Source organism: Brevibacillus reuszeri (assembly GCF_001187725.1).
GTDB lineage: Bacteria > Bacillota > Bacilli > Brevibacillales > Brevibacillaceae > Brevibacillus > Brevibacillus reuszeri.
Genome location: NZ_LGIQ01000009.1, coordinates 1,302,804 through 1,314,935 on the forward strand (window position 1 = coordinate 1,302,804; position 12,132 = coordinate 1,314,935).

The following is a 12,132-nucleotide window of genomic DNA, read 5'->3' on the forward strand; positions in this document are numbered from 1 at the left end:
TCACTTTTATGAAAAACGCCGAGACGTTTCTCACAGAAAAAGCTGGCTTTCCACTTCTGGACGCCAGCTTTTTCCTATTTATTCCGATTCCGCACATAATCTGCGAGTGGACTGAGTGCCGAATGCTCGATTCCCGCTTCTGCAAGCGCAGCCTTCGCTTCTTCAATCAAGGCAAGCAAACGTTTCTTGGATTCAGCCAGTCCAAGCAAGGAAGGGTATGTAGCTTTTTGACGATCCGCATCACTGCCAACTGCCTTGCCTAGTTCTGACGCGTCCCCCTCGACATTCAGAATATCGTCCTGAATCTGGAATGCGAGTCCAATGCAGACGCCATACCTCGTCAGGGCATCCATCTGTGCTTCCGTTGCTTCCGCCAGATATCCACCACCACGCAGAGCTGCTATGAGCAAATCACCTGTCTTGTGACGATGAATGAATTCCAATTGCTCCAGGTTGAGTTGTTTCGTCTCGCCCTCGATGTCAGCCATTTGTCCTCCGACCATCCCGGTAGCACCAGCACGCTTGCCGAGCTCCGCAATCAGCTTGACTGTCGTCGATGCCGAGACATCCGCACGCTCCCCATATTGTTCAGCAATGAGCGAGAACGCTCGTGTCAGAAGAGCATCTCCAGCCAAAATCGCTGTGGCCTCACCAAACACCTTGTGGTTTGTTGGCTTGCCACGTCGCAAATCATCGTCATCCATCGCAGGCAAATCATCGTGAATAAGGGAGTACGTATGTATCATTTCTAGCGCAACCGCAAATGGAATACCGCGCTCGATCGGCTTGTCCAAGGCCTCAAGAACCGCTAAAACCAGCATCGGACGCAGCCGTTTTCCACCCGCCATCAGCGAATATTTCATGGATTCGTACAAGGCAGAAGGAACACCCTGCTGTTCCAGAGCTGGCACCAGATTGTTCTCGATAAAAGAAATCTTTTCTTTCAGGTAGGCTTGGAATGTATCCACTGTGATCATCATTCCCCTTCCACCCGAAAAGCCTTTTGCTTGAGCTGTCCATCCTCTTCTACGAGCTGAACAATTTTGGCCTCAATGGCATCCAGTTTCTGGCCGCAAATCCTGGAAAGCGTTACCCCTTCCTGGTAAAGGGTAATGGCCTCTTCCAAAGGAATTTCTCCTTCTTCCAGGCGATTCACAACTTCTTCGAGACGTTTCATCGCTTCTTCAAACTGCATGTCATTCTCTTGGTCTGTTTTCTTGCGAGCCATTGTGTTTCTCCTCCCGATTAATCTGTTCCACACGTGCAGTCGCACTACCATCTTTTAATCGTACCATGAGCTCGTCTCCGGGAGCAAACTGCTCTACGGATTTCACCAAAGTTTCACCTGTATACACCAAGGAAAAGCCTCTCTGCATGACCTTCAGCGGACTAAGTGCATCGAGCTGCGCGACGCGAGCGGCAAATGACATTTTCTTTTGCGTGAGTTGTCCGCGAAATCTTTCGTCGAGCCGTGCCCGAATGGTCGATACCGCCCTGCGCCGCTCCCCGATCCGGTCCACGAGCTTGTAGCGCTTTAGCTGACCATCGATTCGTTCAAAGCGTTCACGTCTTCGCTCCAGCAAATGCTTCATCGCTTGACGCATCCGCAAATGTGCTCGGTCCAAACGTTCGGCTGATTCTTCTAATCTCCGCTGCGGTTGACGCATCGCGTATGAGCTCTCCAGTCGCTCCAAACGCTTTCTTTCTGCGGTAAGTCGGTTTTGAACAGCACGGTATATGCGACTATCAAATTGCTTGACGCGCTCAACCCATTCCAGGTAGTGAGGGACAGCTAACTCAGCTGCTGCAGTTGGCGTTGCCGCTCGTACATCCGCTACAAAGTCAGCGATTGTCACATCCGTTTCATGACCGACTGCCGAAATCACAGGGATAGTCGATCCCGCAATCGCCCTTGCTACCAGCTCATCATTGAAAGCCCACAGCTCTTCGATGGAACCGCCACCTCGTCCCACAATCAGCACATCGATATCTGGCTGCTGATTGATAATTCGGATGGCTGAAATGATCGAGCCTGGTGCGTCAACACCTTGGACGACGGCAGGTGCCAATACGATTTGTGCTTGCGGATATCTGCGCCGAATGGTTGTGCAGATATCGCGAATCGCTGCGCCTGTCGGAGAGGTAACGACCCCTACTTTTTTCGGAAAACGAGGAAGCAACCGTTTTCTTTCTGCTGCAAATAGTCCTTCCGATGCAAGCTTTTCCTTCAATTGCTCAAATGCCAAATAAAGAGATCCAAGACCATCCGGCTGCATCTCTTTTGCATATAGCTGATACGCTCCATCCCGCTCAAAGGCAGAAATAGAACCTCGAACAATTGTTTTCGTGCCATCCTTCGGAATAAAGCGTACAAACCGATTGTAGCTAGCGAACATCACGACCTTGATTCGTGAAGTCTTATCCTTGAGTGTAAAGTACATATGCCCGCTGGAGTGGTGGGTAAAGTTCGAGATTTCCCCTCTCACCCAGACATCCTGCAAATACGCTTCCTTTTCCAGAACATGCTTTATAAACCGATTTAAATCACTGACAGATAAAATGTTTTGAACAGCCATACGCCCTCCCATAGAAAAGAAATGGATAAAGCAGTGGCGCCCTATCCATTTCCATAAGTAGCAGGTACTGTTATCGTTTTGCTTGCTTTTTTGCCGCCGAAACTGTGTTTTTCAAAAGCATCGTGATGGTCATCGGGCCTACACCGCCGGGAACAGGTGTCAAGAAGCTCGCTACCTCTTGCACTTCGTCAAATTTGACGTCACCGACAAGCTTTCCTGTTTCAATACGATTGACTCCGACATCAATCACAACAGCACCTGGTTTCACGTGTTCTTTTCCGATCATATGGGCCTTGCCCGTTGCAACCACGAGAATATCCGCTCTTCGCGTATGCTCCTCCAAATTTTGCGTGCGAGAATGACACATTGTGACTGTTGCGTTTTCTTGCTGCAAAAGGAGGGACACTGGCTTCCCGACAATGTTGCTGCGACCGATGACAACAGCATGCTTGCCTGCAATCTCGGTACCTGTGCGTTTAATTAATTCGATGATGCCATGCGGTGTGCAAGGTAGCATGGTTTCATTTCCCAGCACCATGTTGCCTACGCTAATCGGATGAAAACCGTCCACGTCTTTTTCCGGATGGATTGCTTCAATCACAGCGCTCTCGGAGATGTGAGCTGGCAGAGGGAGTTGAACCAAAATCCCGTTAACGTTCGGATTTTCGTTCAAACCTTGGATGATCGAAAGCAATTCTTCCTCTGTAGTCGAAGCATCCTTCAAAATCAGCTCAGAACGGATGCCGACTTCCTCGCAGCCTTTGGACTTTCCGCGTACATACGAATGAGACGCAGGGTCATCTCCCACTAACACTACGGTCAATCCCGGGATAATCCCTTGTTTTTTCAGATCAGCAACTTCGGTCGCCAACTCGGTACGAATACTTTGCGCTACTTCTTTTCCTTGGAGAATGGTTGCAGCCATGGAGAAAAAGCCTCCTTCATTTACGTCGATACATTAAGTGTACCGATTTAGCGAATAGCTGTAAAGCCGAATCATAAAAAGTTCATCATTATTTAATGTTCGTTTTTTGCTTCATCCATCCTAGCATAGCAACACCGTAAGCATTATCTCCCGAATAAACAGGGTCACAGAAGTATAATTTCGCTTTCACAGCAGGGTGCTCGAGACGCTTAATCAAGCGTTCACGCATGTACTGATTCGCCGCTACTCCTCCAACGATCAAAATGTCTTTTGGCAAGCCTTGACCGACAGCGTTGCGCAAAGCCTTTTCCAACGTATTGGCGATGCACTGCTCTGTCGCACGCGCAATATCTGCATGACTCGCCGCTTCTGCACCCAATGCCCGCAGCAATGATGCTTCTGGTCCTGAAAAGCTGAATGATAAGCCATCAACCGCGGAAGAAACCCGAAACTCTCCCGTAGACTGCTTGGCGAGCTCTTCTAATTGTGGCCCCGCCGGAAATGACATCCCTAGCGCGACCCCGATACGGTCTACCAATTGTCCTGCATGGAGGTCAATCGTTCCTCCTACCTTTTCGATCGAATATCCCGAATCCAAGCGATCACACAATAAAAGCTCACTGGTTCCGCCAGACAAATGCACAGCCAAAAAGCGGTTTTCCTCGGGACGCACTTCTGCCGTATATTCCCCTGCTGCGATGTGTCCTTCCTGGTGTGTGGTGAGATGGAGCGGGACACGCAAATAGGTCGCTAATGATTTAGCCAAGCCTTCTCCTACCTTGAAAACTGGCATATAGGATTGATCTACAGGGCGAGGCTTCTCGCTGACACATACTGCTTCGATCTCATAATCCATCCACTTCATCTGCTCGCTTAGCTCTGGTAAGTTCATCACATGCTGAAAGACGGCTTCAGACTGCTGCAGACCGCGTTTTCCTTCCTTTACTTTCAGGAGGCGTTTTGCTTCTGCCACAATCCGGCCGTCTTCCTGAGCCAAGCACAGCGATGTCCGGTAATTGCTCGTATCAATGCCTAACATTACCTTAGTCATGCTTGTATCTCCTGCCTGTTACGCCTGTGCCGTCTCACGAGTCTGCAAGAAGCTGGACAAGACACCGTTAATGTAGCGATGGGACTGCTCGTCACTGAACAGCTTGGCAATCTCGATCGCTTCGTTCATAACGACCTTGTCAGGAGTTTCTGCTTCAAACATAATCTCATAGAAAGCGAGGCGAAGAATAGCGCGGTCTACATTCGCAATTCTCTCTAATTGCCAGCCACGCAAATACTTCTTGATTTCTGCATCAATCTCTGTGAGGTTAGTCAAGACTCCGTCGAGAAGATAACGCAAATATTGCGCGTTTTCTTCGGATTCTTCCATAACCAGCGCAACCGCTTCATTCACTGGGACTTCAGCCATGTCAATTTGGAATAGACATTGGACTGCTTTTTCTCGTGCTGTTCTTCGTTTCATTCCATTCACCTACTAATTAAAGTGAGCCCGGAGATCATCCCTCCGGACGTAATCACCGGAACTTGCCTGGCAGAATCCGATCAAGGATCTCCCGCAAATCTTCTTTATGATCCAATTTACGGCCAATGTAGTAGCCGGTTCCGACAAACACAACAAACACCAGTGTATCCCAAAAGCCGACGAGAAGGTAGATGATACCGAAAAAAAGTCCGGCCAGAACCCCCATTAGCTTCCCCTTATGCTCCCACAATAACTCCCATAACATGGCGTTCACCTTCTATTCCACACGCTTGCGAGCCGCGTAGTTTTCTTGCTGAGCCACTTCCGTAACAACTACCTCTACCTCGGAAATAACAACCCCAGCAATGCCTTCCACTTGCTCTTTTACACCAGCCTGCAGTTGTTGTGTCAAATCAGGCAAAGGCGTTTCCCCATCCACTGAGACACGCAAGGTAATGATATTGCCACTTTCCAAAGCTTTGACTGTGGTCTTCATATCACGAACACCTTTTACTCGTCTCGCAGCACGCTCAGCAATGGTTTGGATCGTCTGAATCGTAATATTGACCTCCCCCAGCTCACTACGCTGGCGTATGCCGCGTTCCACTTTTGGCTTGCTTCTGCGGAAGGAACTGAAGAAGAAACGAAGACTGACAACGAGGAAAATAATCGCAACGATGAGATACGTGATGTTAGTCCCAGCTAGCATTTGATCAATATAAGGAGCAAATACATCTGGAGAAATCCAACCGCTAAACGCGGTGATGGCGATGCAAGACAGGATGATCAGAGCAAAGCTGTAAATCGTCAAGATAAAGCGGTCAAACAAATTCACGTGCATCTCTCCTTTAAGCCAAGTTTGTAGGGGAGACAAACAAGGCACATATGACAAAAGCGCAATTTGAATGAGCAAAATGCCCCCTGTTAGTAGGGGGCATCCATCCGCTGCATGTTAACGCACGCGCTGGTAATCTTCCACTACAGCAGGCGCTGGCGCTTTTTCTTCGGCTTTCAGCTCTACGTCGACGATATGTACGTTTACCTCAACCACCGAAAGACCAGTCATGCCCTCGATCGCATTACGCACACTATCTTGAATATTTCGAGCAACATCGGGAATTCGGTGTCCATATTTCACGATAATCGAAACATCAACCGCAGCTTCACGGGAACCTACTTCCACACGAACGCCTCGTGCAATATTTTTACGGCCCAATCGTTCAGCTATTTCTCCTACGAAACCGCCGCTCATTTGTGCTACGCCTTCAACCTCGGAAGCAGCCATGCCCGCGATCACTTCCAGCACTTCGGGAGCGATCTGAACTTTCCCAAGCTCCGTTCTATCTAAATCTGGAGTAAACTCTTCCATGCTTCGCACCTCCCTTTAGATTTGTATTACATTATAGCAAGAGCACCGTTTTTTTACAAATCAGCCCTTACTCCTCACCAAGATTCAGATCATACAGCTCCAAAAACTTGGTGTCAAATTGTCCACTGACAAACACTTCATGATCGAGTACTTTCAAGTGGAACGGAATCGTTGTCGTAATTCCTTCCACCACAAATTCACCGAGCGCGCGCTTCATTCTCTCGATCGCTTCATCACGGTCTTTGCCCCAGACGATCAGCTTTGCGATCATGGAGTCATAATAAGGCGGGATTGCATATCCGGAATAAGCTGCGCTATCCACGCGAACCCCGAAGCCACCTGGAGCCAGGTATTCGGTAATACGTCCTGGAGATGGCATAAAGTTTTTCGCAGGATTCTCCGCATTGATTCGGCATTCAATCGCCCAGCCATCGAGCTTGATGTCCTCTTGCGTGAATGACAGCGGCTGTCCGTACGCAACAGTTAGCTGTTCCTTGATCAGGTCGATTCCCGTTACCAGCTCAGTTACAGGATGCTCTACTTGAATGCGTGTATTCATTTCCATGAAGTAGAATTTTCCATGTTTATCAAGCAAAAACTCTACTGTACCCGCTCCGTGGTAGGAAACAGCTTTCGCAGCAGCCACGGCGGCTTCGCCCATCTGCTGGCGGGTCTCCTCGCTCAAGGCAGGCGATGGCGCTTCTTCGATCAGCTTTTGATGACGTCGTTGAATAGAGCAATCACGTTCACCCAGATAGACAGCATTTCCATGCTTGTCTGCCATGATCTGGATTTCTACGTGGCGTGGACCTTCTACGAACTTTTCTAGGTACACACCCGCATTGCCAAACGCTGTTTTTGCTTCATTTTGTGCCTGACGAATGGCTTTTTCCAAGTCTTCGTCATCTACTGCAACACGCATTCCGCGTCCGCCGCCACCTGCTGTTGCCTTAACCATGACTGGATAGCCGATTGCATTTGCTGTTTCGACCGCGCCCGCTATATCCTCAATCAAGCCTTCTGTACCTGGTACTGTTGGTACGCCAGCTGTTTTCATCGTATCTTTGGCAGTAGACTTGTCACCCATTTTAACAATCGCTTCTGGGTCCGGTCCAATAAAGGTAATATTGCACGCAGCACAAATCTCGGCAAAATCAGCGTTTTCCGCCAAAAAGCCGTAGCCCGGATGGATCGCATCCGCTCCAACCTTGGTCGCTACGCTCATGATGTTCGCTATGTTCAAATAGCTTTCTTTGGATGCCTTTGGACCAATACAATAGGCTTCGTCGGCCAGTTTGACATGAAGCGCCTCACGATCCGCTTCGGAGTAGACAGCGACCGTACGAATGCCCAGCTCGCGACAAGCACGGATAACCCGTACCGCAATCTCCCCGCGATTGGCAATCAATACTTTTTGAAACATTTCGCTCTCCTCCACCTTATTCTGGCTTCACCAAAAACAATGGTTGACCGTATTCAACCAATTGGCCGTCTTCTACTAATACTTTTACAATCTCGCCTGTTACTTCTGCTTCAATCTCGTTAAACAGCTTCATCGCTTCTACGATGCAAACAACTTTGCTCGCATTCACTTTGTCGCCTGCTTGAACATATGCTGGTTTGCCTGGTTCTGGTGAGCTATAAAATGTTCCTACCATTGGAGAAACAATTTTGTGCAGGTTTGCATCGTCTGCTACTGCTACCGGAGTAGCTTTTGGTGCTTCTGCTACAACTGGTGCTGCTACTGCTTGCACTGTTGGCGCTGGAGCAACTGCTAATTGCGCTGCCACAGGAGCTTGTACAGCAGCTTGTGTAACGACAACTGTTTCTGTGGCGCCGGATTTTCTGAGCGTTACTTTTGTTCCGTCAGATTCCAGTTTGAATTCATTAATGGAAGATTGATCAATCAACTTAATAATTTCGCGGATTTCATGAATTTTCATTACGAACAAGCACTCCTTCGTTTGTTTCAATCAAGATTCAGGGAGTCATTTATGTATCCTTATGGCAAACCATAAATCCATGGTAGCTTTTTGCCTAGACCACGTCAAGAAAGGATTTCCCCTCTTCTTATCCAGAAGAAGCGAGGAAATCCTTACAATCATGCCCGTTTTGAGTGCCTGTTATAACGGTGATTCGTACTTGAGATTTGCTGGCATTCACTCAAGAGCTCTTAAACTGAACGTTGATATTCGTAGCAGGAACATTCAAATGCTGTTTGACGTGTGCGATGATTTCCACAGCTTCGTTAGCGCTCAATTTGTCTTTTTGTACGATGACTGTTACTTTATCATCCTGGACAAACACGACTGCATCCTGGTAGCCACTTGCTTTGAGCATTTCCTCTACCGTCATTGTAGCGTTGTCCTGTGAAGAAAGCTCTTCGTATTTTGCTTTGGCTTCTGCTACTGCTTGTGGTGTGGAGTCGGCATTGCTCATGATCGCGAGCTGCTCATCCTTTTGCTGCTGCACCTGTGCTTCTCGTTTCATTTTATAGCCTTGGAAAATCTCGCTTGTTGTATCAGCGACTGGTAGCACTGCATTTCCTGCTGTTTGCTTCGATAAATCAGGAGTGGCTGGCGTATTTGCAGGCTGTGCTGTAGCTTCCTGCTTGTTGTTTTTTGCATCGACTGGTGTAGCTTGAGGAGCTTGCTCTACTTGCTTGGATTCAACCACGACTCCAGAAATCTGTTCCTGCTTTTGAACAGCCTGCTGATTTCCCGAGGTGGGCACCTGGTCCGTAGGTCCCTTCACTAAATAATAACCCGAAAGTACCACCATGACAGCTAGCATTGTCAACAACCACACTGTTTGTTTCCGCAGAATCATTTGCCATTACCTCCTACCCTTTTTTGGGCAAAATGGATATCTTGTAAGCGGGAACGTCTAAAACCTTTTGAACAGCTTCGGTGATCCACGCTTTCACCTGAATGTTATCAGCACCCTTTGCTACCACCAGGACGCCGCGAACGCGAGGTTTCAGCGTTTTCACGACGACGGGTTGGTCTTGCTTGCCGCCCTGGATGATGACCAACTGCTCATCTCGGGTCTGGTCATTTTGATTGCGAGTCGCCTTTTCCTTGTCCATTTCCTGATTGGTGGAAGACCGCATGTTCCGGTTTTTTTCTACGACGAGTTCAGGCGTGGATTCTAAATTGACCATGACCTCCACCCCCCCAACCCCAACTACGCTCCCCAAAATATCCCGCAGCTGTGATTCATAAATATTTTCGTACTCAGCGATGATATCCGTAGCGGGTGAGCTTCCTAAAACGGGAGTGGCTGAATCTCCACTTGGAGAACCGCCCGATTCATTGGTGGAGACACCAAATCCGAGGGGTGCCTTATCTTTTTCCACAGCGAGAAAGTCTGTCAGAATCATAGCGGCAATCCCTACTCCCAATATGACAATCAAGTAGTGGAATGGCTTCAGCTTTTTGCTTCCGCTATTGCCTTCCCACAGCTTCTTTAGCCTTTCCAGCATCTCTCTCACCTCGCTTCTTCGGACCCTTCCGTTATTGTTTTTCTCCTTGGTGAGACTCGTCCACGACGACAACCTGGTCTTTGGCAAGTCCCCACTGCATGGCAATATCGTTAGAAATTTGGGCTAGCATCGGGTTGTTCTGCTGTGCGCTCGCTGCCATTTCCTGTTTTGGCTTTTCCTCTACCTTTTCACCTACCGTGATCTCGACAGGCTGAATTGGTTTCACGGTCTCAATTGGAACCTGCCCATTCGGCTTATCCTCTTTTGGTTCACCTAGTACAAGCTCGATTTTTGCCAGCTTTGGCTCATCGGGATTTTGGGTATTTACGGTGACGGCAACATCCTGCACCTCCACTCCATACGCTTCCTTCACCCTGGCCTTCACACCAGCCGCAACCTGGTTTTGCACATAAGCGGTCATTTGTTCATTTTGCTGTCCCAAAAGCTTGTCGGTAATCCGTTTCCACTCGGCATCCGCAGGTTTGTTTAATTGCTGCTGGTAGCGATCCAGTCGAAAGGCAATATCCTCCTGCGAAAGACTAAACAGAGAGAAGACTGGAGAGATGATCGTCAGCAAGAGAATCAGACCCATCACCATCTTGACGTAACGCTGGAGTGTCGTATTCGGCAGGATCAGATCGAGAAAGGCTGCCAAAAGGACAAGTAGGATGATTTTTTTTAGCCATAAGGTTAACCATGTCATCTGTATCACCTACCGAACCATCATAGAGATGTTACCCGCTGCGATAATGATGGTAATGGCCAGGAAGAACATGAGTCCGACTGTTGCCAGCGCTGCGAAAACGAACAAAAGGCTTTTTCCAATCGTTCCGAGTGCGCTGATGATCGGACTGTTCCCCAGTGGTTGCAGTACGGCAGAGGATATGTTGTAGATCAGGGCCAGTACCAAAATTTTTAATGCCGGAAAAGCGCACAGCGTGATTAAGATCAAAACCCCAGCTAGACCTACTGCGTTTTTAACGAGTAAGGATGCATTGAGGACAGTATCTGCTGCATCAGAAAACATTCGCCCGACAATCGGGATGAAGTTTCCGGTAATGTATTTGGCGGTTCGAAGAGTCACCCCATCTGTTACAGCCGAGGTCGCTCCCTGGATGGAGATGACCGCCAGAAATATGGTCAGGAATGAACCGAGCACACCCATAGCGATATTGCGAAGCAGAGTAGCCAGCTGTGTTACTTTGTACCTTTCCGAGAACAGGCTGACGATGGAGAGCATCGCTGAGAGAAATAACAACGGAAACACGACGTACGAGATCATCATCCCACTGATATTAATCATGAAAATGATCAAAGGATGAAACATCGTCGCTGTTGCCAGATTGCCTACTGACGCAAGAAGCGCAATGACTAGAGGAATCATGGCCAGCATGAAATCCGACATGTTCGCGATCGCGTCCTTCGCATAGGTGATCGCAACGTGGAAGCTGTTAATGGCTAGCACCATCAGAACGAGATAAGCAATGGAATAGGCAACAGTAGAAACGGCATTTCGTTCAAAAGCGTTCTGCATCGTCTCCAAAATCATGGCGAAAACGGTGATGATGATAATGGAGCTAAGCAACTTGCCATTCATCAAAATCTCATGAAAAACGAACTTGCCCATTCCTTGGAGCACACTTGAAAGGCTGAATTCACCTTGATGCATCAAAAGCTGCACAAAACCTTCTGATTTGATGTCGGGCAAATAGCCTTTGTAATCTTTCTGGAGCTGAGTCCAGTACTTCTCTACTCTCTCTAGCTGCAAATGGCTAACCTGCTGCTGGACGATCTCATTAATCGGGTCAGCAGTGGGCGAAGCAGAAGCGAATACACTTTCAATCGGGAAGAGCATTAGTAGGAACAAGACTAGGATCAACTTGCGTGTAAGCGCCACTGACATCCCACCTCCCCTCACGCCGGCAACAAGTCGATGACTGTCTCAATGATGATTTGGATAATCGGCACAGCCATGACCAGAATCAAGACCTTACCCGCCAGCTCGATCTTCGAGGCGATTGCCCCTTGTCCTGCATCTCTGGTCATTTGTGCACCGAATTCAGCAATGTAGGCAATTCCGATAATTTTCAAAATAGTTTCCAGGAACACCAGGTTCAAATCTGCCTGGACTGCCAGCCGTTCGAGAATGCGGATGACTTCCGCTATCTTGCCAACCAAAAAGTAGAAGATAATGACGCCGCTGGCGATAGCCAAGAGGAAGGCGAACATCGGCTTCTGCTCTTTGATGACCAAAGCAAGAATCGTTGCCACCAGTCCAAGTCCGACGATTTGCACGATCTCCAT

16 protein-coding genes are annotated in these 12,132 nt (G+C 48.4%); all 16 read right to left on the reverse strand.

Annotated features, from left to right (window positions below):
- Positions 1–74: 74 nt before the first annotated feature.
- Positions 75–977, reverse strand: coding sequence for a polyprenyl synthetase family protein (locus ADS79_RS20490; protein ID WP_049741083.1), 903 nt, complete (start codon positions 975–977; stop codon positions 75–77).
- Positions 977–1,228 carry an exodeoxyribonuclease VII small subunit gene (gene xseB / locus ADS79_RS20495; protein ID WP_049740229.1) on the reverse strand — a complete coding sequence of 84 codons (252 nt, stop codon included), beginning with the start codon at positions 1,226–1,228 and terminating at the stop codon, positions 977–979. Before xseB ends, ADS79_RS20490 begins: the two co-directional genes overlap by 1 nt.
- Positions 1,197–2,576, reverse strand: coding sequence for an exodeoxyribonuclease VII large subunit (gene xseA / locus ADS79_RS20500; protein WP_049740230.1), 1,380 nt, complete (start codon positions 2,574–2,576; stop codon positions 1,197–1,199). Before xseA ends, xseB begins: the two co-directional genes overlap by 32 nt.
- 70 nt (positions 2,577–2,646) lie before the next feature.
- Positions 2,647–3,501, reverse strand: coding sequence for a bifunctional methylenetetrahydrofolate dehydrogenase/methenyltetrahydrofolate cyclohydrolase FolD (folD, locus tag ADS79_RS20505; RefSeq protein ID WP_049740231.1), 855 nt, complete (start codon positions 3,499–3,501; stop codon positions 2,647–2,649).
- Between the two features lie 88 nt (positions 3,502–3,589).
- Positions 3,590–4,552, reverse strand: a complete 963-nt coding sequence (locus ADS79_RS20510) for a tRNA (adenosine(37)-N6)-threonylcarbamoyltransferase complex transferase subunit TsaD (RefSeq protein WP_049740232.1) — start codon at positions 4,550–4,552, stop codon at positions 3,590–3,592.
- 18 nt (positions 4,553–4,570) lie between these two features.
- Positions 4,571–4,975: a transcription antitermination factor NusB gene (nusB, locus tag ADS79_RS20515; RefSeq protein WP_049740233.1), complete on the reverse strand. Its 405-nt coding sequence runs from the start codon at positions 4,973–4,975 to the stop codon at positions 4,571–4,573.
- 52 nt (positions 4,976–5,027) lie between these two features.
- Positions 5,028–5,240, reverse strand: coding sequence for a DUF2273 domain-containing protein (locus ADS79_RS20520; RefSeq protein ID WP_049740234.1), 213 nt, complete (start codon positions 5,238–5,240; stop codon positions 5,028–5,030).
- A gap of 12 nt (positions 5,241–5,252) precedes the next feature.
- A complete protein-coding gene (amaP, locus tag ADS79_RS20525) occupies positions 5,253–5,810 on the reverse strand; it encodes an alkaline shock response membrane anchor protein AmaP (RefSeq protein ID WP_049740235.1) in 558 nt (185 codons plus the stop codon).
- 117 nt (positions 5,811–5,927) lie between these two features.
- Entirely contained in the window at positions 5,928–6,344 is a 417-nt protein-coding gene (locus ADS79_RS20530; RefSeq protein WP_049740236.1) for an Asp23/Gls24 family envelope stress response protein, read from the reverse strand.
- A gap of 67 nt (positions 6,345–6,411) precedes the next feature.
- Positions 6,412–7,767, reverse strand: a complete 1,356-nt coding sequence (gene accC, locus ADS79_RS20535; protein ID WP_049740237.1) for an acetyl-CoA carboxylase biotin carboxylase subunit — start codon at positions 7,765–7,767, stop codon at positions 6,412–6,414.
- Between the two features lie 16 nt (positions 7,768–7,783).
- Positions 7,784–8,287: an acetyl-CoA carboxylase biotin carboxyl carrier protein gene (gene accB / locus ADS79_RS20540; RefSeq protein ID WP_049740238.1), complete on the reverse strand. Its 504-nt coding sequence runs from the start codon at positions 8,285–8,287 to the stop codon at positions 7,784–7,786.
- A 220-nt stretch (positions 8,288–8,507) separates the two neighbouring features.
- Positions 8,508–9,173, reverse strand: coding sequence for a SpoIIIAH-like family protein (locus ADS79_RS20545; RefSeq protein WP_049740239.1), 666 nt, complete (start codon positions 9,171–9,173; stop codon positions 8,508–8,510).
- Positions 9,174–9,186: 13 nt separating this feature from the next.
- The gene (spoIIIAG, locus tag ADS79_RS20550) at positions 9,187–9,828 is read right to left on the reverse strand and encodes a stage III sporulation protein AG (RefSeq protein ID WP_049740240.1); all 642 of its coding nucleotides are present in this window, start codon (positions 9,826–9,828) and stop codon (positions 9,187–9,189) included.
- Between the two features lie 31 nt (positions 9,829–9,859).
- Positions 9,860–10,531 carry a stage III sporulation protein AF gene (spoIIIAF, locus tag ADS79_RS20555; RefSeq protein ID WP_049740241.1) on the reverse strand — a complete coding sequence of 224 codons (672 nt, stop codon included), beginning with the start codon at positions 10,529–10,531 and terminating at the stop codon, positions 9,860–9,862.
- Between the two features lie 9 nt (positions 10,532–10,540).
- A complete protein-coding gene (spoIIIAE, locus tag ADS79_RS20560) occupies positions 10,541–11,725 on the reverse strand; it encodes a stage III sporulation protein AE (RefSeq protein ID WP_049740242.1) in 1,185 nt (394 codons plus the stop codon).
- A 17-nt stretch (positions 11,726–11,742) separates the two neighbouring features.
- The gene (gene spoIIIAD, locus ADS79_RS20565) at positions 11,743–12,132 is read right to left on the reverse strand and encodes a stage III sporulation protein AD (RefSeq protein WP_005827266.1); all 390 of its coding nucleotides are present in this window, start codon (positions 12,130–12,132) and stop codon (positions 11,743–11,745) included.